This is a genomic window from Labilibaculum sp. K2S (assembly GCF_030372765.1).
Classification (GTDB): Bacteria; Bacteroidota; Bacteroidia; order Bacteroidales; family Marinifilaceae; genus Labilibaculum.
The window spans coordinates 70,776-96,987 of the sequence record NZ_JAUCMW010000010.1 but is presented as its reverse complement, the minus strand read 5'-3'; the positions used below and the strand labels follow the sequence as shown (position 1 = coordinate 96,987).

At 36.6% G+C, this 26,212-nt stretch carries 13 protein-coding genes; 8 read left to right on the top strand and 5 right to left on the bottom strand.

Annotated elements, in window-relative coordinates:
• Nucleotides 1-431: 431 nt before the first annotated feature.
• From QUH73_RS12690 to QUH73_RS12685, 3 genes are all read left to right on the top strand, one after another.
• Nucleotides 432-3,872: a hypothetical protein gene (locus tag QUH73_RS12690; RefSeq protein ID WP_289530811.1), complete on the top strand. Its 3,441-nt coding sequence runs from the start codon at nucleotides 432-434 to the stop codon at nucleotides 3,870-3,872.
• 266 nt (nucleotides 3,873-4,138) lie between these two features.
• Nucleotides 4,139-4,276, top strand: coding sequence for an ATP-binding protein (locus tag QUH73_RS20915; RefSeq protein ID WP_442913417.1), 138 nt, complete (start codon nucleotides 4,139-4,141; stop codon nucleotides 4,274-4,276).
• A 143-nt stretch (nucleotides 4,277-4,419) separates the two neighbouring features.
• Nucleotides 4,420-6,867, top strand: coding sequence for a sensor histidine kinase (locus tag QUH73_RS12685; protein WP_289530810.1), 2,448 nt, complete (start codon nucleotides 4,420-4,422; stop codon nucleotides 6,865-6,867).
• Between the two features lie 196 nt (nucleotides 6,868-7,063).
• On the opposite strand, the gene QUH73_RS12680 is transcribed toward QUH73_RS12685, so the two are convergent.
• The 5 genes from QUH73_RS12680 to QUH73_RS12660 all read right to left on the bottom strand — a co-directional run bounded on the left by QUH73_RS12680 (nucleotide 7,064) and on the right by QUH73_RS12660 (nucleotide 17,734).
• The gene (locus tag QUH73_RS12680; RefSeq protein ID WP_289530809.1) at nucleotides 7,064-10,132 is read right to left on the bottom strand and encodes an alpha-amylase family glycosyl hydrolase; all 3,069 of its coding nucleotides are present in this window, start codon (nucleotides 10,130-10,132) and stop codon (nucleotides 7,064-7,066) included.
• A gap of 204 nt (nucleotides 10,133-10,336) precedes the next feature.
• Nucleotides 10,337-11,932 carry a SusF/SusE family outer membrane protein gene (locus QUH73_RS12675; RefSeq protein WP_289530808.1) on the bottom strand — a complete coding sequence of 532 codons (1,596 nt, stop codon included), beginning with the start codon at nucleotides 11,930-11,932 and terminating at the stop codon, nucleotides 10,337-10,339.
• 97 nt (nucleotides 11,933-12,029) lie between these two features.
• Nucleotides 12,030-13,076: a SusE domain-containing protein gene (locus QUH73_RS12670; protein WP_289530807.1), complete on the bottom strand. Its 1,047-nt coding sequence runs from the start codon at nucleotides 13,074-13,076 to the stop codon at nucleotides 12,030-12,032.
• A gap of 19 nt (nucleotides 13,077-13,095) precedes the next feature.
• Nucleotides 13,096-14,718 carry a RagB/SusD family nutrient uptake outer membrane protein gene (locus QUH73_RS12665; RefSeq protein ID WP_289530806.1) on the bottom strand — a complete coding sequence of 541 codons (1,623 nt, stop codon included), beginning with the start codon at nucleotides 14,716-14,718 and terminating at the stop codon, nucleotides 13,096-13,098.
• Nucleotides 14,719-14,731: 13 nt separating this feature from the next.
• Complete coding sequence (locus QUH73_RS12660) at nucleotides 14,732-17,734, bottom strand: SusC/RagA family TonB-linked outer membrane protein (RefSeq protein WP_289530805.1); 3,003 nt, start codon at nucleotides 17,732-17,734, stop codon at nucleotides 14,732-14,734.
• A 409-nt stretch (nucleotides 17,735-18,143) separates the two neighbouring features.
• Here QUH73_RS12660 and QUH73_RS12655 point away from each other — a divergent pair, with 409 nt between their 5' ends.
• From QUH73_RS12655 to QUH73_RS12635, 5 genes are all read left to right on the top strand, one after another.
• Nucleotides 18,144-19,178, top strand: a complete 1,035-nt coding sequence (locus QUH73_RS12655) for a LacI family DNA-binding transcriptional regulator (RefSeq protein WP_289530861.1) — start codon at nucleotides 18,144-18,146, stop codon at nucleotides 19,176-19,178.
• 570 nt (nucleotides 19,179-19,748) lie between these two features.
• The gene (locus QUH73_RS12650; RefSeq protein ID WP_289530804.1) at nucleotides 19,749-21,146 is read left to right on the top strand and encodes an MFS transporter; all 1,398 of its coding nucleotides are present in this window, start codon (nucleotides 19,749-19,751) and stop codon (nucleotides 21,144-21,146) included.
• Nucleotides 21,147-21,161: 15 nt separating this feature from the next.
• Nucleotides 21,162-21,809: a beta-phosphoglucomutase gene (gene pgmB / locus QUH73_RS12645; protein WP_289530803.1), complete on the top strand. Its 648-nt coding sequence runs from the start codon at nucleotides 21,162-21,164 to the stop codon at nucleotides 21,807-21,809.
• Nucleotides 21,810-21,845: 36 nt separating this feature from the next.
• The gene (locus tag QUH73_RS12640; protein WP_289530802.1) at nucleotides 21,846-24,158 is read left to right on the top strand and encodes a glycoside hydrolase family 65 protein; all 2,313 of its coding nucleotides are present in this window, start codon (nucleotides 21,846-21,848) and stop codon (nucleotides 24,156-24,158) included.
• Between the two features lie 171 nt (nucleotides 24,159-24,329).
• On the top strand, nucleotides 24,330-26,183 hold the full coding sequence (locus QUH73_RS12635; RefSeq protein WP_289530801.1) for a glycoside hydrolase family 13 protein: 1,854 nt from the start codon (nucleotides 24,330-24,332) through the stop codon (nucleotides 26,181-26,183).
• Nucleotides 26,184-26,212 lie beyond the last annotated feature (29 nt).

The window sequence follows — 26,212 nt, the reverse complement described above, 5'->3', positions numbered from 1 at the left end:
TAACTGACTTTGCAGAATGGAGGATGTTGTACAGCAGGTTTGTAAAATCGAAAGAAATGATCTGGGTATTTAAGCTTATTTAATGATTAACAGTAGATTTTATCGGTTAAGTATTCGTCATTTTACAAGCCGTATTTCTGGGAGTGCTGATTTCAGTACTATTTTTGTGATTTGTCATGTTAAGATTGCAATTCTCGTTATCGATTGCAGTTTTCAGATGTTATTATTAAAGAAAAAAATCATTAATACCATTGGGTATTTACACCCACTAAACGGTGTATTGTACAACATACAGCTAATAATACAGAAAAATTTCTCCAATGGAAAATTGTTTTTATTTTTGATGCAGAATTAAATCGCATTGATTCGATTCCAATTTAAAGCAACTCTCTCGAGTAATAATTGGGGATATAAAATTAACAAGTCAGGGTATGAAAAAAAGGAAGTTATTAGTTAGAGATCTTACATTAAGAGATGGTCAGCAATCTCTTTTTGCTACAAGAATGCCACAGGCAGAAATTGAAAAAGTACTACACCTTTACAAGAAAGCTAATTTCTACGCAATGGAAGTTTGGGGTGGTGCAGTTCCTGATTCTGTGATGCGATACCTTAACGAAGATCCATGGTATCGTTTGGAGTCGATTAAAGAAGTGATAGGCGATGTTTCCAAACTTACCGCTCTATCCCGTGGTCGTAACCTTTTTGGATATAGTCCTTACCCGGAATCAGTAATTGAAGATTTCAATACTCAGGCAGTTAAGTCTGGATTGGGAATCATGCGTATTTTCGATTGTTTGAATGATATCGAAAACATGAAGTCAACCATTAAGTATGTGAAAGCAGCTGGTGGTATTGCTGATTGTGCAGTATGTTTTACTGTTGATTCTAAATTTCCTACCAAAAAAGAAGATCTTGAAAGACTAACAATAAAGAACCTTCCTGATCAGATTTTTGATCTGGACTACTTTGTTGATATGGCTAAGAAGCTTGAGGCTTTAGGTGCCGATATGATTTCATTAAAAGATATGGCTGGATTGGCTTCTCCTTCGTATGCAGGTCAAATCATCCGCCGGTTTAAAGAAGAATTAAATATTCCTGTAGATTTCCATTCACATTCTACACCTGGATATGGTTTGGCTTCTGCTCTTACTGCAATTATCAATGGCGTTGATATCATCGATACCAACATCATGAACTTTGCAGGTGGATCTGCTGCACCGGCTTACGAATTGATTTACATTTTCTGTCAGAAATTAGGTATCGAACTGGATGGTGATGCGAAAACCGTTGTTGAGATCAATAAAATACTAAAAGAAATTCGTATGAATGCTTTAGCTGATGTTGACAGCTATAAGCAGTTCCCTATTGAATTTGATATTACAAAAGATAAATTGCCTGCCAACATCGATCAGTTATTCGATGATGCGATTAAGTATGCGAACGCCGATCAGGAAGCAGAATTACTTGTTGCATGTCACGCAATTGAAGCATATTTTAATTTCCCGGCTCCGAACCAAATGGTTAAGGATGCGGAAATTCCTGGAGGTATGTATACCAACATGCTTAATCAGTTGAAAGCTTTAGGTTTGGAAACCCTGTTAGAGAGAGTGCTGGAAGTGGTACCAGTGGTTCGTTTGGACGCTGGCTGTCCGCCATTGGTAACCCCTTCTTCCCAAATTGTTGGTGTTCAGGCTGTAAACTGTGTAATCGATGAGAACTCAGGACGTCCGTTCTATACCAATGTATCGAATCAGTTCTTTAATTTGGTAAAAGGAGAGTACGGAACAACTCCAATCGAGATTGCTCCTGAATTCCGTAAAAAGATTACCGGGAAAGCTGAAAAAGTAGAATACGATGTAGATGCTTATGTGTCTCCTGAAAATCCAGTATTGCCACAGTACGGAAACGTGAAGTTGGCAAAGGATAATAAAGAATTCATGTTGCTTGAGTTGTTCCCATTGGTAGCTAAAGGTTATCTGGAAGGAAAGCGCAAAGCAGAATTCGAAGCTCAAAGAGAAGTTAACCGCAAGAAAATTGCTGCAGAAAGAGCTGCTATTAAACGTACAGGTAAACTAAAGATTCGTGACCTTACCCTTCGTGATGGTCAGCAGTCATTGTTTGCTACACGTGTTCCGCAGGCTGAAATTGAAAAAGTTCTTCCGATGTATAAGGACGCCAATTTTTATGCAATGGAAGTATGGGGTGGTGCAATTCCCGATTCAGTAATGCGTTACCTGAACGAAGATCCATGGCACCGTTTGGAGTCAATCAAAGAAGTGATTGGTGATGTTTCTTATTTAACAGCTCTATCCCGTGGTAGAAACCTGTTCGGATACTCTCCATATCCTGAATCAGTAATCGAAGGTTTCAATAGAAATGCAGTGAAATCCGGTTTGGGTATCATGCGTATCTTCGACTGTCTGAATGATGTGAAGAACATGGAAACCACCATCAAATACATGAAAGAAGCCGGTGGTATTGCCGACTGTGCTGTTTGTTATACTGTTGATCCTAAATTTACAGGGAAACAAAGATGGAAAGCATTGCTGTCCGGAAAGAGATTGCCTAAGAAGATTTTCGATGTAGATTACTTCCTGAACAAGGCAAAACAGATGCAGGCTTTGGGTGCTGATATGATTACCGTGAAAGATATGGCTGGATTGATTCCACCATCATTGTCAGGGAAAATCATCAGAAGAATGAAAAGTGAATTGAATGTACCGATTGATTTCCATACTCACTGTACTCCAGGTTACGGATTAGGTGCTGTTTTAATGGCAATTGTTAACGGTGTTGATATTGTTGATACAAACATTCTGAACTTTGCAGGTGGACCAGCGGCTCCGGCATTCGAAATTATTCAGATTTTTGCTGATAAGTTAGGCTTGGACACTGGCGTAAATTTAGATGCGGTTGTTAAAATTAATGCTGAATTAAAGGGAATCCGTAGTCGGATTGCAGAATTCGATTCATACAAAATGTTCCCATTGGAATTCGATATTACAGCTGATTATCTTCCAAAAGAGATTGATGCTTTGTTCGATAAAGCGATTGAATTGGCGAAAGCAGATAAAGAAGCAGAATTGTTAGACGTATGTAACGCTATCGATAAATTCTTCAACTTCCCTGCACCAAACGAAGAAGTAAAAGCAGCTGAGATTCCAGGTGGTATGTATACCAACATGTTGGCTCAGTTGAAAGGATTAGGATTGGAAGATTTGCTGCCAACAGTACTATTGAAAGTACCGGAAGTACGTGTTGCTGCAGGTTGTCCTCCATTGGTTACTCCATCATCGCAAATTATTGGTGTTCAAGCAGTAAATTATGTGTTGGATGTGAATAGCGGCAAAGCTCCTTATACAAACGTAAACAACCAATTCTTCAACCTTGTGAAGGGTGAATATGGCGAAACTCCAATTGAGATCGATCCGGAGTACCGTCAGAAGATTTGCGGACAGCGCGATGCTACAGCTTTCGATGTAAGCAAATACAAATCACCTGAGAATCCAATATTGGAAGAGTTTGGTGGCGTTAAGCTTGCTGAGAATGAGAAAGAAATGTTGTTGTTGGAACTGTTCCCAACAGTTGCAGGTCCTTTCCTGAAGAATCGAAAAGCGGATGCTTACTACGCGAAAGTAGAAGCTGAAGAGGCTGAAAAACAAATAATTGAAGACGAGAAAAAAGCAGCTTACAAGGCAATTCCTGCCGAAGAAAAGCAAGCAATGCTTTTGAGAGGATTATATAGCTTGGGTGGAACTTCAGAGGAGGCTGCTGGTGAGATTACTCAACCAGAAGAAAAAGAGTCTCGTTTGGATCTTAAAACCAAGGAAATGCTGAACAGGATGAAACCTAAAAGCAAATTAGTAGGATAAAGTTTTCTCTTTATATACGCAACCTTAAAAAGTGCTGCTCTTCGGAGCGGCACTTTTTTTAGTTTCCGTCAAATCGTAGTTGATGTACTAACTGAAAAAGGACACTCTCTTGCTACGACTACAATGGTTGTGCTACCACGACTACAACGGTCGTAAAGGAAGCTTAAACAGGAGAGTGTATTGATATTTTGTTTGTGTGTGGTTCAAACTGTTGTGATTCATGGTTTTATGTGTTATTTTAAATCGAGTCAACCTTTTTTCGGGATTTGATAAAGGAGAATGGTTCTGGTATTGGTTTGCCAATTGCAAGATCTATTCTGCGTTTACATGATGGCAAAATTAGTCTTGAGTCTGTTTATGGAGAAGGCACTAAGGTATCTATTGCATTTAGGTATACCCATTAATGAATTTTTAGTGTGAAATTTAAAAATAGATTCATCTATAACTACTTCTCAATAAGTGAAATAATTGTATTAAAATCAATTTGAATTTAAATTAAATTGTTCAGGAAGTGCTGGTGATTGCTAAAATATAATAATTTAGAGGAATGAAAGAGGCGAACGCACTACGATCGAGTATATTGGAGTTGTTATACAAAGGAGAATCAGAGACAGCAATTTTGAATGAAATTGTAAAACGGGCTCAGAATATTTCTCAGGGTTCAATTTGTTCAATTCTGTGTGTTGATGAGGAAGGAAAGCATTTGTTATTGGAAACCGCACCCGACTTGCCAGACTTTTATAATAAAGCAGTAAATGGTCTTCCTATTAGGAATGGGATGGGATCATGTGGAACTGCTGCATTTACTGGAGAAAGGGTTATTGTAGAAGATATTAATACTCATCCTTATTGGAGTGATTTTAAAAGTATTGCAAAAGATGCAAATTTAGGATCTTGTTGGTCGGAACCCATAAAAGATGCTTCTGGTAAGGTGCTGGGTACTTTTGCCATCTATCATCGTACACCCAATATTCCCAATACAAAAGATGTTGAATTGATTTCAGAATTATCTGATTTAACTGCGATTGTACTTGATCGAGGTAAAATTATTAGACAATTAGCAGAGAGTGAAAGTAAATATAAAACTTTAGCGGATGCCAGTAATGAAGCTGTTTTTATTGTTGATAAGGATATAATTGTTGAAATAAATACTCGGGCAGAAATAATGACAGGGTATTCTGAATTGGAATTATCGGGTGTTTCTATTTTTAGTTTTATTGAGAAAGAGTACTGGATCGTTTCGCTTGATGAAAAATCTAGAGATTTTCGCCATAGAATTCAAGCGATCGGCACTAAAAAAGATGGTTCAAAGATAGATGTGGTTGTTCGAATTAAGAATTCTACATTTAAAGGAAAGGTTATATGTTTGCTTTCCATTCGTGATGTTACCAATTATAAGAATACCAAGACGGAATTGCTTAAGTTATCCCAATCTGTGATTCAAAGTCCTGTTTCTGTTGTAATTACAAATTGCGAGGGGAATATTGAGTATGTAAATCCAAAATTTAATGAACTTACCGGTTATTCTTTGGAGGAGGTTATTGGTGAGAACCCTCGAATTCTAAGTTCTAAAAATAATAAAGCGGAATTATATAAATCCATGTGGGAGGAAATTAAGTCGGGGAATGAATGGAGAGGAGAATTTCAGAATAAGAAAAAAAATGGTGAATTGTTTTGGGAGTTTGCGACAATATCACCTATAAAGGATGATCGTGGGCAAATTATTAATTTTATTGCTGTTAAAGAAGATATTACAGAACGGAAGAGACAAGAACAAATTCAAAAGATCATATTAAATATTTCAAATGCTGTTTTTTCGCAAAATACACTGTTTGAATTTATTCAGTTTATTAGGGAAGAGTTGTCTTCTATAATTGATACAACAAACTTTTTTGTTGCATTATATGATGACGAAACGGAGATGTTTAGCCTGCCTTTTCATGACGATGAACATGATTCGTTCGAGAAATTCCCTAAAGACAAGACTGTTTCAGGTTGGGTTGTTGATCATGAAACAGCACTTTTGGCAACAGCTGAAGAATTGGATGAGTTGGAGGCAAAAGGAGAAGTGGAACTTAAGGGTGAACCTTCCAAAATTTGGTTGGGAATGCCTCTAAAGGGAAAAGAAAAGGTGATTGGTATTTTGGTGATTCAAAGTTATGAAGACGAGAATGCCGTAACTAAAGAAGATAAGAAGATGCTTGAGTTGGTTTCGCATCAGATTAGTATTTCTATCGAGCAAAAAAGAACCGAACAGGAATTGTATAAAGCTTTACGGGATGCAACAGAATCGGATCGTTTAAAATCTGTTTTTTTAGCCACTATGTCGCATGAATTACGTACTCCCTTAAATGCGGTAATTGGGTTTTCTGGATTGGTCGATAATGAAACAGGTATTGAAACAGCAATTGAATATTGCAAAATGATTAATCAAAGTGGACATAATTTATTAAATATTGTAGAAGATCTGTTCGATATTAGTTTAATACAATCCGGTGCGGTTAAAATTAAACATGAAGATTATAGTATCTTAAATTTGTTTTATGAAATTGATGCTGTAATTCATGTTGAGAGGAATGTGCTTGAAAAGGAACATATCGAATTGATATTAAACATTCCTCCTAATTTTTCGGATTTTGTTTTAAATACTGATCCACATCGATTTAAGCAAATCTTTTTAAATTTATTAAAAAATGCTTTGAAGTTTACTGATAAAGGAAGTATTGAATATGGATTTCAGGATTGCAATCCAAATTCGAAAGAAGTGTTACAATTTTTTGTGAAAGATACAGGAATTGGAATTCCGGAGGAGGTACAGGAAAGTATTTTTGGATTGTTTAGACAGGCGAATGAAGAGCTTTCAAGGAAATATAATGGAGTTGGAATCGGATTATCTATCTCAAAGAGTTTAATTGAATTATTAGGAGGCAAAATATGGTTTGATTCAACGCCTGAAGAAGGATCAACTTTTTATTTTACACATCCCGTCAAATAAGCCAAAACCATTCAATAGCAAGATCAAAATTCTTCAGTTCTTTCATTTGTTTTAGTGTTTTACTAGTTTTTTATGCGGCGTTAAAATTGCAATTGTTAGATAGAGAGAAGCTGACAATTAAGTAGTTAAAAATCCCGCTTTTGGTGTTCCAAAAAACGGGATTTTATCTGATCTAAAAACTATTGAAAAACGCTGTTTATTGCTTCACTATTTTTTTACTGAGTTGTGAACCATCCTCCATTTCAAATCTTAAAATGTAAGTTCCTGTTGTTAGATTATTTACGTTTAAATCTGCCGATTCATTTGGCATTGTTATAACTATGATTGCTTTTCCTGATAAATCAAAAAGCTGTAATTTATTTACTTGTTTTAGATTTTCGAGATGAAGAATATCACGAACCGGATTTGGGTACAGGCGTAATTCTTTGTTTAAAATATCATTAATGCCTGTTGAGTAGGTGATTTCTTCGCTGTATGCACTGTAAACAATATCACCTTGCAATAATTCACCTGTTTGTGCAACAGGTGTTACCGAAAAGCGGATAAAATTACCGCGATCGGCTCTAATAAGTGTATAAGTTTTAGCGCTTGCACCGCTTATAACAGTTTCATTGGTTCCATTCGCATCGTCTGCTCTGTACCATTTGTAAATTGAATTTCCTTCCGGATCATTATTCAAATCCGTAAAGGAATAACTTGCTGTTAGGGTTTCATCCTCTCTGAAAGTTCCGCTTATAGTAATGTTTGAAGCAACAGGTGCCGATTTTACATCAGGAATGGAAAGTTGTTTTGTTGTGTAAATATGATATTCTCCTGCTTCAAGATCAATAAATGCGTTAACATCAGTAACAGTAATTGCTTGCCCGGTAAAATAATCATACCATGTACCGGTTTTACTGAAATTAGGATCAATACTTCTCAGTTTAAGATCGAAGTTTCCAATTACTCTAACATCCATATCAGAATGATTGATCTCAATGCGTTTTAAAACCGTATTTGTATTCAGTGTAAAATCTTCCGATTCGAAGGCAACTTCTTCTTTTTTTAGCTTGATTAGTGCTGAAAATACCTCATAAAGTCTTTTTCTGTTCGGATCATCCTGGTATTCCCAGTGGATTGGTTTTTTGCCAACCCGACCATTTTCATCAATCGATACATCGTAACCCAATTCTTCAAATTGCCATACCATTTTTGGACCAGGCACGACAAAGAAAAAAGCAGCTGCCGTTTCAACTCTCGAAAGAGCTGTATTTAGGTTTGTTACATTATAATCACCTAAAGAAGCTCCATAGGTGAGATTACGATACATCATGCGTTCTTCATCGTGACTTTCCATATAATTCACCAATTTTGGGCCGACCCATTGTCTCTCTTTCCATGAATACCAACTGAAATCAGAAGCATATCCCATGGAAGCTTCGCTGTATTCATGGTTGGCATTTCCCCAAAGCATGATACCATGCGCGGCCAATTCTTTTTCTTCATCATTATCTGATAAATGCTCGAAAATCACCACAGCGTTCGATTTAACGTTCCAAATTGCGGTAGACATCCTTTTTAGTATTTCAATACGCTGAGGGTCGTACTGTCCACCCCAAGGATCGGTTGTGTTGCTGTGCGGAGTGTTTGAAAATCCTTTGGTGAAATCGAAACGAAATCCATCAATGTGATATTCATTCATCCAATAGGTATTAATCCGATCCACTAACTTTTGTGTCGCCGTACTTGTGTGATTGATATCATAACCCCATTGGGCATCCGGATTTTCAAAATTGCTTGTGACATTGTACCATGGATTATCTGCCGTTGGTTTTGAACCATCGAAGTACATGCGTAAAAACGGTGATTGTCCGTAGGTATGATTTAGAACCATATCCATATAAACAGCTATTCCTCTGCTGTGACATTCGTCGATAAATGCTTTGTAGTCATTTTTTGTGCCATAGGCTTTATCAGGAGCAAAATAAAAGGATGGATTGTATCCCCAGGAATCATTTCCTTCAAATTCGTTAAATGGCATTAATTCAATCACATTAACACCAAGTCTTTCCAAATAATCTAATGTGTCTTTAACTGTTTTAATATTACCAGCTGCGGTAAAGTCACGAACATGTAATTCGTAAACGACTAAATCTTCTTTTGACGGAGGAGTAAACTGTGCATCGGACCATGTATAAGTGGTTTGTGCTGTTTGGAATACGCTGGCAATTTCACTTGTTTTATCAGTAGGGTAGGGAATCAAATTTGGATAGGTTGTACTCGAAATGTATTGGTCATTCCACGGATCTAATAATTTATCAGCGTATGGATCTGCAATTTTAATATCACCGTCGATAACATACTGGAAAATGTATTCTTTTCCTGCCGTAAGCTTGTCGATAGTAATCCAAAAATAGTCTCCATCCTTGTTCATTTGGTAGTTGTTGTCGTAATTCCAACCGTTAAAATCACCAATAACAAAAACATATTCTTTGTTTGGTGCATAAAGAGATAGGGTAACTGTATTATCATCAATGTAATTGATACCATCTTTAATTCCGGTAGGTTTTGTTGCTGTGGGCGTATCCTCCCGAAGCACAATGTTAACAGTATCTCTTGCTTCCTCACCGTTTGCAGTTGCAACAGCAATTAATTGGTGATTGCCTGCGGCATTTGGAGTATAGGAATAATTCAATTGAGTTGACGAGGTGGAAGTCATGCTTACGCCATCGATTAGCAGCTCTAAATTATCACTTGCTTCAGAATTTGCCGTAATCAATACTGATTCATTTTTTCCAAAAATGGCATTGTCAACTGGTTTTGCGAATTCAACATTGAGTCCACCTTCGCTTAAGTCAACAAATATGTCTGTTCCTCCGTCTCCTTTTCCTTCTTTCGAATTGTCGGAACTCCTAAAAACAAAAGCCATTTTTAATATCTTCTCACCGCTTGTTACGCCGTAATATTCGCGAATGCTGGGTGTAATACTTAATTGCCACTTGTTATTGCCAAGTGATGTAAGTTTGTATTTTTCATTGTTATCTCCCCAGGTTGGGGCATACTTCCAATCACTGGTTGAAGTGCTTTGATCTGTGATCACTCCAGTGTGAGCATATACATCGCCGGTGTAATCCAGTAATCCTGCTGTACCTAATGAGGCATCAAAGGTTATTGTTACAGGTTTATCTTCGGTAGGAAAGGTTGGATCTGAAATAATTATCTGACCAATACCAATTGAAGGGATTAGCAGAAGAAAAGAAAGGAGATATGTGTATAGTTTCTTCATAATTAGGTATTTCTGGATCAAATTATTTGTTAATAAGTGACATACATTAATTATTCTGTTTTTCTTAATCTAAGCCAAATATGTATTAATAATAAGCAATTGTAATTGGTCGAAAACAGATGTTGTGAGAGAGTGTTTTTTGAGATAAAGACAATTTGAAAAAAGCCGCCCCCCATGGGCGGCTTTTTAATTTAATTATTTCACTTATTCAAAGATTCCAGACTCAGTACTGAAATTTAGTTTCACTTTTTGACCAGTTGTAATAGGTGCACCAGCCAAGTCATTTCCTGCTCCTCGGTACTCAATTTTTCCTACTAGCACACTAAGCTCTGCTTGCCACCAATCAACAGGATTGTTATCAGTGTTAGTCAAAGTAGTAGCTGTTACATACATTCTTGCATTATCATCCGCTACAGCGGCCGGCGAAACAAGAATCTTAGCGTCAGCAACATCTGGAGTAAATAAGAATTCACCGCCATTCCAATTTCCAAAAGCACTACCCTGAGCATAGATAACAGGATCGGTTATTTGAATCGTATTAGCTAAAAGATTTACAACAACCATCTTATAACCTTCCGCTCCAGTTGGTATATTATCTCCACCTTTATTCCATACGCCATCAGCACCTGCTGTGTCGCCGGTTTTTCCGAATTCAGCACCATTCCAAGCTAATTCTGAATTAAATTTTAATTCCGAATCAGCATTAAACCATGCAATTTTCCAGAAAAGATGTGGGTTACTATGAACCGGAATCATTTCAAGTACTGCGGCATTATTCCAATCCCAACTTGGAACAAAGCTACCATTGATGTACATGGTTGTTGGGAAGGTTGAAAACAAGACTTCTGCACCATAAGCAACACCTTCACTATTTATTGCGTAAGCTCTGGCGTGATAGGTAGTACTTGTTTCTAATCCGCTTATATCAACCGTAAATTCACCGTTTTCCCCAGTATTGGTTACTTTACTGTCAGCAATAGTTGGATTCTCAGTTTTGCCATAGCAAACACCTCGTTCTGATATTGTTAGACCTCCGTTGTAAATAACGTTTCCTGCTACTTGAGCTGTTGTAGCTTTAGCTGATGCAGTTCCTGTTTCAACAGTTGCAATTCCAACAAGAGTGGTAAATGTAATTTGAGCACTATAAACGGTAGCAATTGAATTTGTTGCATAAGCTCTGGCATAGTAGACTGTTTTTGCTCTAAGGTTTGTTAAAGCACTAGTGAATTCACCCATTCCCTCACCCTCGTCCGTAAGCAGACCTGCTATTGTTGGATTTTCTTCTGTACTCCAACAGATTCCTTTGGTTGTAACCAATGCTTTACCATCATAAGGAACTTCTCCTGCAATATTAGCAGTAATATCAGTAATATCTGTTGCTTCATTTGAGATAATAATAGTTGGCTTATGAGCTAATGTTGTGAATACATCATCTTTTCCATATAATGTAGTACCTCCGTTAGTTATAACATAGGCTCTGTAATGATATGTAGTTAAGTGTTCCAAACCATCTACGGTTACCCAATAAACAGCTTTTTCTACATTATCAGCTACTTTTTTTGAGTCTGCAGTAGTAGGATTCTCTGTAGTACCCCAAACAATACCATACTCTGAAATTCCATCACCTTCAGCAACAACAATTCCACTTAGTTCTACCGAAGTAGATGTAATTCCATCCTTTTGCCAGGTTGCCATTTCAGCATCCAACTTAACCAGATCATCTTTATCACACCCAACAAACACTAAAAGTAAAGCGGTGAATGCAAGGCCTAATAGTTTGATAAATATATTATTTTTCATACTTAAATATTTAGTACTAATATTTATTAATTTTTGAATAAACTCTGTAATCATTAGGGGTGCGATATGTTAAGGCACCCCTTGGTTTATTCATGTATTAATTTTTTATAACGGTTGCTACAGATCCAGTAATATTCAGTTTGATCGTATAATTTCCTGCTCCATCAAGTACTGGAATATTTTTTCCTCCTTGACTTAGCTGAACCGTTTTATTGTCAGAATCGTAATTGTCAGTACTTCCATCAGCAGTACCATTTCCACCAAGATTCCATGCCCATCCGTCATTTAATCTAAATTTAAAATTACCATTTGTTAAATCGGCGGTAATTTCCCAAGTACGATCTGTGGAGTTATAATCCATTTTAGTATCTGGAGTATCCCATCCGTTTGGAGTAGCATCTCCAACTAAACCAATGTTATAGGCCTCAATAGTGTAGGTTAAATCATTAGTGTTAGCATTTAGACTATACCAACCTGCATCCACAACAGTAATTGCTGAACCATCTACAGCAATACCTGTTCCACTTGCACCGTAAGTAATGTTGTTATCAGGATCAAGTAATGTAAAGCTATCTCCAGCTTCAAATTTCACGTAACCTTCATAGATGCCATCGCTGCCAGGAGATTTGATATTTTGAGTTTCTGTAGAACCAGTAATAAGTATATCTAAACGAAGTAAACCAAAGATAGTTGCATCTCCATTTACGGTCTCTGAATAATAAACAAGGTCATCAACGCCAAGTCCGGCATCAGCTTCGAGAACGCATCTGATTCTGAAATCAACAGATGATGTTGCATCTTCTGGAAAACCATCCAATAGTATTGAATTTACTTGATTTACAGTTAACTCAATGTTATCGCATGTGCTACCCTTATATAATTCAGTTATATCTTGAAAGTTATTACCTTCTGGACATGCCTCAAGAAAATAGGTTACCGAAGCATTAAATCCTGGATCTACCGGAGTACAGGCAAAAATTAAGTTGTCTGCTCCGTTAGCTCTAATCAAAGTTAAATCTGGTAAAGTAAGAGTTGGGACAGTAACGTTATCACTCAAGCTTAGTTGATCACCGTCTTCATCACAACTCGTGAAGAAGCCTAATACCCCAACTAATGCAAATAATAATATATAATATTTTTTCATTTTTTTTGGTTTTAAATGATTAATAACCATCATTTTGCTTAATGTTAGGATTCGCAGAAATTTCATCGCCCGGTATTGGGAAAATATTAAGATGACTACTAGTGCTTGTACCGTTAAAAGTACCACCTTTCCATTGCCAGTTATATGCACCTCCGGTGAACTTGCCAAAACGAACTAAATCAGTACGTCTTTGTCCTTCGTAGTAGAATTCTCTTGCTCTCTCATCTAAAATGAAATCGGCATTTACATCACTAACTGAGATGTTACCACTATCATCTCCATATGCTCTTTCGCGAATCAGATTAATATCAGCTACAACAGCAGCAGTAGCACCACTTGTATTGAATAAAGCTTCTGCTCTCATTAAATAGGCATCCGCCAAACGGAATACGGGAAAATCGGTAGAAGCAAATGTAGGACTGTAATTATCAGCTTGCGTTCCATCATGATTTTTAGCTGTAAACTTATAAACACCTACACCAAAGTCTCCACTAGAAGAAGGAGTAGGGATATTTATTGATCGTTTTTGACGTAAGAAAACCCTTTTATCAGGACACTGAGCAAAAATCGTATCGGTAGCAGGAACTGGATTGTTTCCATAAACAGCCAAAGTATCAACTAAAATATTCATTAAATCTTTTCTTGCTCTGTTACCGTTCCAGTTGGTGTTAGAGGTAAGTCCATGATAATCTTCGGCACGAATATAAGTTGCATCACTTGAAGATTCAATAATGAAAGTAATTCCACCATTTCCTTGTGTATTTATACCATCTTCTGCGAAAGCAAAAATCATTTCATTGTTACCATGACCACGATCGTTATCTGCACTAAAGTTTTGTCTGTAATCAGTCGCTAAACTATATGCAGGGCTAGCGATAACTTTATCACAATAGGTTTTACAATCATCCCAATGGGCTGTTCCTGTATAAACCTCTGCATTCAAATAAGTTTTAGCAAGTAACATCCAGCAACTTCCTTTATCAGCTTGTGGATAGTTAGATCCGGGTTCTCCTAAATCAGGTTCAATTGCTTTTAATTCATCAACAATAAACTTAAATAAGTCTGCACGTTGAATTTGTTCAGGGAAATATTTACCAACTCCATCTTCTTCTGTTGTAAAAGGAGGGTTTGCAAATAAATCCATTAACCAATAGTAAGCAAAAGCTCTTAAGTATCTTGCTTCCGCACGATATTGGATGATGTTTGGCTCTGTACTACCTGCGGTTACATTTAAAAAGTCGTTAGCATAGGTAACACTTAAACTTAAACGTTGATACACGGCAGTTAAGAATGGATTTTGCGCACTCCAGGTTTGAGTATTCAAATCAGAAATACCGACATCACCCCAGGCATTAATTCCTTCATCGGTAGTAATAGTCTGTAGATTCCAAAGTGCTCTCATTGTAATAAAGAAGCCATCATCACTGGATGTGATATCGGCATCATCATCAGCTTGACCAGAGATAATAAAGCTGGCATACAATTTAGCCAATGTTTGTTCCATATAGGCTGGATCGTCACCTAAGTTACCTGCCAAAATCTGACTCGGATCGATAGGTGTTACCTCTAAATCTTTTGTACATGATGTGTACACCAGTGCAGAGGACAGAATCGCGATTATTATATATATATTTTTCTTCATCTGTTGTAATATTTTAGAATGTTAAATTTACGCCCAATGTAAATGTGCGGGGTCTTGGATATAAGTTGTTGTCAATACCCGACCTGTCATCTTTTTCTCCAACTTCGGGATCTAATCCAGAATATTTAGTAATTGTAAACACATTTTGAACAGTAAAACTAACTCGGGCATTGATATCCTGTCCGGCAAATTTACTAAAGGTATAACCTGCGCTAATGTTATCCATTTTTAGGAATGACGCATTTTCAACAAAATAGTCAGATGTGAATTGACGTTTTACAAAGTTGGTTTTACTCAAATGGCTAGGCATATTTTTCCAATATCCAATTTGCTGCATTTGATCATAGGAAGCACCTGAAGCAACTTGATTTAAAACATAGTTGCCAATATTGGCACGCAAGGATGTAGACATGTCAAATTGCTTGTAGTTAAAGCGTGCAGAAAAACCGTAAGTGTATTCTGGTGTTGGACTATGATAGATGTATTTGTTTGCATTATCACCATTAATAACGCCACCATTTCCAGCTATATCTTCATATAAACCTTCAATTGGTTTCCCGTTGGAATCATAAATTTGCTTGTTTACAAAGAATGAATGAGCAGCTTCTCCTACTCTGGTAATTTGTGTAACACCCGTCATACCACTACCTTCTGTAACACCAATATAATTAGGATCATCAGTTAATAATAACTTTGTAACTTCATTCTTATTATGAGAGAAGTTGAATCCAATATTTAGAGACATATCTGGAGTAGAAACCGGTACAAAGTTCAAAGAAACCTCAATACCTTTATTTTCCAAGCTACCAACATTTGTAATTAATGTGTTTGAAAAGTTACTTCCACTAGGAATAGTTACTTCGTTGATCATGTCTGTGGTTTCTCTGAAATAGTAATCAACCGAACCGTTAATTCTATTGTTTAAGAATCCAAAGTCGACACCAATATTCTGAGTTGTTGTTTCTTCCCATTTAATATCCGGGTCATAAGTTCCAGGACGTAAGGTCGGAATGTATCTACCGTTGATATAGTAGTAATATCCGCCTCGTGAAATGTCATATTTGGCTTGAGCAGGATAGTTTTCATCGGTGATATCTTGCTGCCCAGTGATACCCCAACCCAATCTAAGTTTTAAGTTAGAAATCTGGTCAATATTTTTAATAAATGATTCTTCGTGAATTTTCCATGCAAATGCTGCAGAAGGGAAGAATCCCCACATTTTATCTTTTGGTGCGGAAGGTCCCGAATAGAATTTAGAGGATCCATCGTAACGGAATGTTCCTGTTAAAAGATATTTGTTTTTGAAAGCGTAATTTAAACGACCAAAAAACGAAATTAAATAGTTTTCAGTTTTAAATTCAGACTCATTATCTACTTGTAATGGGTGATCGGAATCTTCAACAGATCTGGTATAATCTGTACCTTCTCTTTCAAAATGCTGCCATGAATATCCTGCTGTGACATCCAGTCTGTGATCTTCGTTAAACTCTTTATTGTAGTTTAAGTAGAAATCCAAAAGATTATTTTTATTCTTTGCTGTATAATCACTCAATTTACCCCAAGCCGAAGGAACAAGGGTTGATGGTGAAGTTGTTGGACGATTATTTTGACCATCACTTTCAGTGTAATCAGTTGCTAAGTTTAGATTAGCTTGCAAACCTTTTACATATGGCAGAGTGTAGTTTAACTTTAGGTTTCCAACAAATCGATATACATCAGATTTGTTATTTACTGCCATTGCCTGTTCAACAGGGTTAGGAGTACCAAGGTTAGCACCATAATTTTGCCATTGGTAATATCCTGCCGAAGCTGGATTTCCATCATAAACAGGCTGAGTTGGATCCATTGAAATAGCAGAACCAATTGCTCCATCATCTCCAAAATTATTGTTGGTCATCATGAATTTTGCATTCATGTTTACCTTAAGGGCATCATCCAAAAATGTTGGATTTAGATTTAAGGCTCCTGTGTATCTTTGCATATCAGTATTTTTAAGAATACCTGTTTGGTCGGTATAACCTAATGAAACACGATATGGAAGTTCTTTATATGAACCTGATATTGCCACGTTATGATCGTGAGAAACAGCAGTTCTGAAAATTTCTTTCTGCCAATCTGTATTATCAGTTCCTAGCTTATCGTAGTTCATAGGATCATATAAAGAAGTATTAGATAAAGCAATTTTTCTCAATTGATCACCAGAATAAACATCAATATAATCTACTGCACTTGCTACAGATATACTACCGCTATACGAAACTTGCATTGGTTTTCCTTTAGCTCCTTTTTTTGTTGTAACAATGATTACACCATTCGATGCTCTAGAACCATAAATTGCTGTTGCCGATGCATCTTTTAATACCGTAAAGGTTTCGATATCATTTGGATTAATGAATGATAGGGCATTCGCACTACCGCTTACATTGTTTTTTACACTTTCAATAGGCATACCATCAACTATAATTAATGGATCATTTGATGCTCTTAATGAAGAACCTCCACGAATTCGAATCGTCGAGCCACTTCCAGGAGCACCTCCTGCGGATGTAATAACAACACCTGAAGATTTACCTACTAAAAGGTCTTGTGGAGAGGTAATATTACCCTTATTAAAGTCTTTTGAAGATACACTGGTTACAGAACCTGTTTTGTCTTCCTTTTTAACTGTACCATAACCAATCACGACTACCTCAGAAAGGTTTTCGGTTTCAACACTTAAAATTACATTGATTTGAGATTGTGTTCCAACTAGAATCTCTTGAGGACGATATCCAACAAAAGAGTAAATAATTGTAGCGTTGCCGTCTACTGTAAGAGTGTAATTTCCGTCAATGTCGGTAGTTGTTCCTATAGTCGTTCCTTTTACAACTACTGAAACACCAGGAATCCCCATGCCATCGTTTGCATCGGTAACTAAACCAGTAACTACTTTTTCCTGTGCATGAATCATGGTAAATGAAAATACCATAACGAGCATAAGAAGTAGTTTTCTAAGTCTACTAATGTTAAGTTCCATAAATTAGAAATTTAAGATAAATTAGTTAATTAGTTAATTAGTTAAGGTGTTTTAGATAAAAATATGAACTCGTGTTTCCGACTTGGGTTCTTCCTCTTTTAGCCTTCTAAAATTACCCTAACGTTAAGTTAGCCTTAATTCATTCTGTAATCAAAGATAAATGTTGATGGATTTTTCTTATAAATGATTGATCGTTAAGTGTAAATAAATCATCGCAAACGTCATCGCAAACGTTTGATATTTACATATCGATATAAGTTTATAATTCCTGAATAAATTCCAAAACGAACCTATAGATTTGTTTAATTTTCCCTATATTTACGAAGCTTGTTTCAAGCGTAGTTGGAATATGTAGAATATTCCAAATCATCTTGTTACACGTGTTTACTTAAGGTGTTAATATCTATTAATATACAAATTATATATGAGAAGCGGGCAAGTAACAATTAAAGATATAGCCAAAGAATTAGGAATTTCTGCCTCTACTGTGTCAAGGGCACTTAAAGATCATCCTGATATTAGTTTTAAAACTAAGGAGGCTGTTAATGAACTTGCTAAAAAATGGCATTACAAGCCCAATGCTGTAGCTTTAAGTTTGCGAAATAGTAAAACGAATATCATTGGGGTGATCATTCCGGAAATTGTTCATCATTTTTTTTCTTCGGTAATTAGTGGAATTGAAGATATTGCCTCAAAAGCCGGATACAATGTGATGATATTCCAATCAAATGAATCATATGTGAGAGAAATTGCTAATGTTCAGGCTTTACTTTCAAGTCGTGTTGATGGAGTTTTGGTTTCTATGTCAAAAGAAACAAAAGATCACAGTCATTTTAAGGAATTAAGGGATAATGGAATTCCAATCGTATTTTTTGATCGTGTTTGTAATGATTTGTCATCAGATAATGTAATTGTTGATGATTTTGCTGGTGCTTTTGCTGCAGTAGAGCATCTAATTAAAATTGGGTGCAGAAGAATTGCTCATTTATCGGCACCCCAGCATATGTTATTGGCTCAGAATCGTCAGAAAGGTTATCGCCAGGCAATGTTAAAACACAAAATCCCAATCGATGAAAATTTAATTGTTAAATGTGACAGTTTTGATGAGGCAATTCTAAAAACTCCTGATTTATTGGCTTTGCCTGAACCACCGGATGCGATATTTGCCGTGAATGAATTAACTGCAGCCGGTGCACTTTTGATGGTGAAAAAATTAGGATTAAAAGTCCCTGAGGATATTTCTATAGTTGGATTTACGGATGGCTTGGTTTCCCGGGTAACTGATCCGTCTCTTACCACTCTAGAACAGCATGGTTTTGAGATCGGTTTGAAAGCAGCAGAATTAATTGTCGAAAGAATTTCTGCAGGAGATATGGATTATGAACCTGTCACAAAAGTTGTTAAAACCAATTTGATTGTAAGAGGGTCAACCAGACATATATAATATTGTATACTGATGTGTGAAAAAAGTTGCCTTGTGCAGCTTTTTTTGTCTGCAGGAAGGGCTTATTTTGATGAAATAAGATTATGAATTCATCTTAAATTGAATAAAAACGGATTTATTTTTGAATTTGTTGCAATCGTTTGTTACGGGTTGTTAAGCCTGTTTTTACTGACCTTTTGAAACTTTCAGCTTGAAGTTGTTTTGACATATCGTATTTTTTTCTCTACTTTTGACCGTGGAGGGAAACCTCTTTTCCGACTTAATTTTATATTTACTTCCTTATTAATATGATCTCGTTTCCAGATAAAATGATGGAAATTACACAGATCTATTATTTGTTTAACACTATATTGTGTTGGATAATTAAGTTAGTCCTTTGCAACACAAATTAATGCGATTTGTATCAGGATCTATTTTTTCCAAAATTTTATTTGAAACAAAAATTGTTTATTGAATTTCTCATTGTTGAGGAATCTGATCCGTATGTTCATGGGTCAAAATTAAAGAACAGTTTATGATTGTAATTAAAAACGTCAACCCATTTACAGGAAGGACATAATTAACTAACAAATGAAAAAACAGCCTCGATTAAGTTTTTGGCAAATCTGGAACGTCAGTTTCGGATTCTTAGGAATACAGATGGGATTTGCCCTGCAAGGAGCAAACGTAAGTCGTGTATTATCAAGTTTAGGAGCAGATTTGCATCATTTATCTCTATTTTGGTTGGCGGCACCTGTTATGGGATTAATTGTTCAGCCAATTGTTGGAGGTGCGAGTGATCGGACATGGAACCGTTTTGGTCGAAGAGGCCCTTATATTTTAGGAGGTGCTGTAGTTGCTGCTTTGGCAATGTTTTTTATGCCCAATGCAGGTATAGCAGTTAAAATTATGCCACCTCTTGTATTTGGTGCTGTGATGTTCGCTTTAATGGATGGGTCGTTTAATATTACGATGCAGCCATTTAGAGCGCTTGTTGCAGATATGACTCCTGAAGAACAAAGAAATGCAGGATATTCCATTCAAAGTTTTCTGATTAATACAGGAGCAGTTTTAGGATCTATTTTGCCATTTGTTTTAACCAATGTGATGGGAGTTAGTAATGTTGATCCTGATGGAGGAGTTCCTTCGTCAGTTATCTGGTCTTTTTATATTGGTGGCGGTATGTTACTGTTATCAGTAATTTGGACTGTTTTCCGAACAAAGGAATATCCACCTCAAGAATACGCAGATTATAAAGGTTTGGAAGTTGTTTCAAAGGAGAAAAAGGAAAAAAGTACTTTATCTGGATTCTTTAAACTGTTGAAAGAAACTCCAAAAACCATGATGCAATTAGCTGTTGTTCAGTTTTTTTCCTGGTTTTCTCTTTATTTGATGTGGGTATATACTACCTACGCTTTGGCACAGCATTCCTGGGGATGTCCAATTACTGATGTAAAATCGGAATCGTTTCAGGACGCAGGAGATTGGGTTGGAATTCTGTTTGCAGGCTACAGTTTGTTTGCTGCTATATTTTCAATTCTAATGTCAAGGTTGGCGAATCGATTTGGCAGGAAAACTGTTTATTCTTCAGCCTTGCTTTTAGGAGGGTTAGGTTTCTTATCAACTTACCTGTTTAGCGGAGGCGATTTAATTCATTTAAATCTTTTAATAACTGAAGTTGATGTACCATCGAGTGCTGCTTTGTGGATGATTCCAATGGCAGGAGTAGGAATAGCATGGGCTGCAATTTTAGCGATGCCATATTCTATTTTATCGGACTCTTTGCCTGCTGATAAAATGGGCGTGTATATGGGAATCTTCAATTTCACTATCGCAGGTCCTCAGATTGTTAGTGGAATAATTGCCGGTGAAATTTTAAGATACTTTTTCAACGGTGAGGCAATTTACATTATGGTGATCGCCGGAGTATCAATGTTGTTAGGGGCAATTTCTGTCACTTTCGTTAAGCAAAATAAAGCTGTTAATTAATAATATTTGTTTGAAATGGGAACAATTAGTGCATGTATATTTGATTTAGATGGAGTAGTGGTTGATACGGCGAAGTATCATTACATCGCATGGAAAAGTATAGCAAACGAGTTAGGTTTTGACTTCACCGAAGAAGATAATGAGAGATTGAAAGGTGTGAGCCGAATGACCTCTTTGGATATACTTCTTTCGATTGGTGGAGTTGAGCTCGATCAGGAAACTAAACTTAAATTGGCCGATAAGAAAAACAAAAACTATTTGGAGTACATATTAAGAATGACTCCTGATGAAATTCTTCCTGGAGTGAAAGAATTTATGACTGAACTCAGATCCAACGGGGTGAAGATTGCTTTGGGATCTGCGAGTAAAAATGCGATGACTATTTTGAATCAGTTAGAGCTTACCGATTATTTTGATGTGGTTGTTGATGGAACTCAAGTGAGTAATGCAAAACCGGATCCGGAAGTGTTTCTAAAAGGAGCAGAGCTTCTTAAGGTTGCACCTTCGGAATGTGTGGTATTTGAGGATGCTGAAGCTGGAGTTGAAGCTGCAATTAACGGCAAAATGAAGTGTGTTGGAATTGGTTCTCCTGATGTGTTGGGAAAAGCAAATATTGTAGTTCCCGGTTTTGTCGGGTTTTCTATGAGTCAATTGAACTTTTAAGGACATAGGTAGGATTATTTTTAAAAGGAAATCAATATGAATGAATATTTAAAACACGATGAATGGTGCATGATCGAGGAGGGATTTACTCCTGAGAATCATCGCTCATCTGAAAGCATATTTAGTCTAGGTAATGGAAATATGGGCCAAAGAGCCATGTTTGAAGAACATTACTCAGGAAAAACATTACAAGGAACTTATGTCGCAGGTGTTTATTATCCTGATAAAACCAGAGTAGGTTGGTGGAAAAACGGCTACCCGGAATATTTTGCGAAGGTACTGAATGCGCCAAACTGGATTGGAATTGATGTAAAAATCAATGGTGAAATGCTTGATCTTGCAAAATGTAAAGTGAGCGAATTTGTTCGCACATTAAACATGCAGGAAGGTGTTTTGATCCGTTCATTTGTTGCTGAAATGTCGAACGGGAACCAAATTAAGGTCGATGCAAAACGATTTTTAAGTATTGTGACTTCCGAAGTTGGTGCAATTCGTTATTCTGTTACAGCTCTAAATTTTGATGGGAAAATTAGTTTCAATCCGTACCTCGATGCAGACGTAGCTAATGAGGATTCGAATTATGATGAGAAGTTCTGGGATGTTTTAACGTGCAAATCCAGTAATGGTGAAGGTTTTATTACCGCCAAAACCAAGAAATTGGATTTCCATGTTTGTATAGGAATGAAATATGACGTATACAAAGATGGACAGAAATTGGAAATGGTACCTTCTGTAAAGGAAGAGACTAAATACGTTTCCAACACCGTTGAGTTTGACGTTAAAAAAGGAGAAGAACTTAGCCTATATAAGTATGCAGGTGTTTTAAGTTCATTAAATCACGGGAAGGATGAAATTCTTACTGATGCACGGAAGCTTGTTGCAGAAGCATACAAAAAAGGATATAATTCTCTTTTAGATGAGCATGTAGCTGCATGGGCCGGTAAATGGGCTACCAGTGATATTACTATTGAAGGCGATATTGCTGCTCAACAAGCCATTCGTTTCAATATTTTTCAATTGAATCAGACCTATACGGGTGAAGATGAGAGATTAAATATTGGACCAAAAGGGTTTACCGGTGAGAAATATGGTGGATCTACCTATTGGGATACAGAAGCTTATTGTGTTCCCTTCTATTTGAGTACTTCTAAGCCTGAGGTTACCCGTAATTTATTGATTTATCGTCATAAGCACTTGCAAAAGGCAATTGAGAATGCTGAAAAATTAGGTTTTACCAATGGTGCCGCTTTGTATCCAATGGTAACAATGAATGGGGAAGAATGTCACAATGAGTGGGAGATTACTTTTGAAGAAATTCACCGTAACGGAGCCATTGCTTTTGCTATTTACAATTATATCCGTCATACGGATGATAAAGATTATTTAGCAGAATTTGGTTTGGATGTATTAATTGGTATTTCACGATTCTGGAGTCAGCGGGTTAATTATTCTGAAGCGAAGAAGAAGTACGTGATGCTTGGTGTTACCGGACCTAACGAGTACGAAAATAACATCAACAACAACTGGTACACAAGTACCATAGCGAATTGGTGTATGAAATATACTCAGGAAGCTATGGCTCATGTGAAGGAAACCAATTCTTCTCGTTTTGATGAAATCATGTGCAATCTGAAATTTGATTTTGATGCTGAAACGGCAAAATGGAATGATATCATTGATAACATGTATTATCCGGTTGACGAGGAAACAGGTGTATTCTTACAGCAGGATGGTTATTTGGATAAAGAACAAATTCTGGCTGCCGATTTAGATCCTAAAGTACGTCCAATCAATCAGCATTGGTCATGGGATAGAATCCTGCGATCATGTTTCATCAAACAAGCTGATGTTTTACAAGGCGTTTACTTATTCGAAGATCAGTTCGATGAAGAAACAATCAAGAAAAATTACGATTTCTACGAGCCAAGAACTCTTCATGAATCATCTCTTTCACCTTGTATTCACTCTATTCTTGCAGCTAAAATCGGCGATATTGAAGGAGCTTACGATCTGTATTTAAGAACTTCCCGTTTGGATATTGACGATTACAATATGGAAGTGCACGAAGGTCTGCATATCACAAGTATGGCCGGAACATGGATGTCGATTGTTGAAGGTTTTGGAGGAATGAGAGTTCAAAACGGACAATTAATATTCAAACCATTAATTCCAAAAGAATGGAAATCCTTTTCGTTCAAAGTTCGATTTAGAGGGAATTTACTGAATGTGAGAGTTTCTGCCGATGAAGTTGGTGTAATCAACGAAGAAGGTGATGATATTTCCTTATTCCTGATTGATGATGAATACCTAATTGAAAAGAATAGCAGCTTGGTAATTGAGCACGCTTAATTTATTACAATAATAATTCAGGATAAGGGGATTTCTCTTATCCTGAAATTATATAATGGCTTTATTTTAATCGTATGAAACGTCCATGCCAAAGTGATTGTGACACACAGGAAGATGATTATTCCGGCATGGTAAGTTCCATATGACAAATCAAAAACAAATTATAAGCATATGAAAGCTTCTTTGATATCTTTACTAATGGTTTCTTTTTTTAGCATGAACTCCTTTGCTGAGAAGTTGAAAATTGAAAGAGTGGAGCCTATGTTTTGGTGGGTGGATATGAAGAATCCAAACTTACAACTTTTGGTTCACGGTGAAAATGTTTCGAAGTATGATGTTTCGATGAATTATCAGGGAGTTACCATTGAAGGGACTATAAAGACGGATAACCCCAATTATTTGTTTGTAAATCTGCTGATTAAAAAAGGAACAAAAGCAGGTCGCTTCGATCTTGTTTTTTCAGAGAAAAGCAAAAAGAAAGTAAGCTATACCTACGAATTAAGAGAAAGAAAAGAAGATTCGGCAAGCCGAAAAGGCTATGATGCATCGGATGTGGTGTATTTGATTATGCCGGACCGATTTGCAAATGGAGATCCAAGTAATGATTCTGTTAAAGGAATGAAAGATAAATTGGATCGTGAAAATCCTAATGGTCGCCATGGTGGGGATATTCAAGGGATTATCGATCATTTGGATTATTTGCAGGAACTTGGAATTACTGCAATTTGGAATACTCCTTTAATGGAGGATAACCAGCCCAAAATATCTTACCATACTTACGCAATATCCGATTATTATAAAATAGATGCACGTTTTGGAAGTAAGGAGGATTATGCCCGTTTATCTGCGGAAGCAAAAAAACGCGGAATTAAAATTATTATGGATGTGGTGACCAACCATTGTGCTTCGGCTCATTGGTGGATGAACGACCTGCCTTCAAGTGATTGGGTTCATGTATTTACTGAATACACCCAATCCAATCATCGTAAGAGCACCACGAATGACCCATATGTTTCCAAAGGAGATTACGAAAAGAATTTTGATGGCTGGTTCGCACGGTCTATGCCTGATTTGAATCAAAAGAACGATTTACTGATTAATTATTTTATTCAGAATACCATTTGGTGGATAGAATATGCCGATTTAGGAGGAATTAGAGTCGATACGTATCCATACAACGATAAAGATGCGATGGCGGTTTATTCAGGCTCAATTATGGAGGAATATCCAAATCTGAATATTGTGGGTGAAACATGGTTAAGTACTCCTGCCGAGATTGCTTACTGGCAAAAAGATGCTGTAAATCATGATGGCTATAATTCCAATTTGCCATGTGTAATGGATTTTTCCTTGTTTGAGGCGATGACAAAGGCTTTTAATGAGAAAGAAGGATGGGATACCGGATTGATTCGATTGTATAATTCTCTTGCTTTTGATTATCTATATCCACACACAGACAACTTATTTATTTTTGCTGAGAATCACGATACAGACCATATCATGTCGGTTTTAGGTGGCAACATTCAGAAATACAAAAACCTGATGACTTTCCTGCTGACAACTCGTGGAATTCCTCAACTTTATGTGGGAACCGAGATCTTGCTGGAAGGTAAAAAGAGTGATGGTGATGGTGAAATGCGTGTTGATTTTCCCGGAGGATGGGAAGGTGATGCAAGAAATGCTTTTACAGCAGAAGGACGAAGCTCAAAAGAGAATAAAGCCTTTAATTATTTAAAGAAATTATTGAACTGGAGAAAAGAAAATCCGGTAATTCACACAGGTAAATTGATGCATTACGTTCCTGAAAATGATACCTATGTTTATTTTCGAAGCAATTTGGAAAAGACTGTAATGGTGGTGATTAATCAGAACGAAAAGGCACAGGATCTGGATTTGAAAAGATTTTCTGAATGTTTAGGAGCATTCACGTCAGGAAAAGATGTGATTAGCGGAAAAAAATTCGATTTTTCGAAAGGGAGTATTTCTTTGGCTCCTAACACATCAGTTATATTAGAATTAAAATAAGCGTGATCGGGTGATCACCGGAATAATTA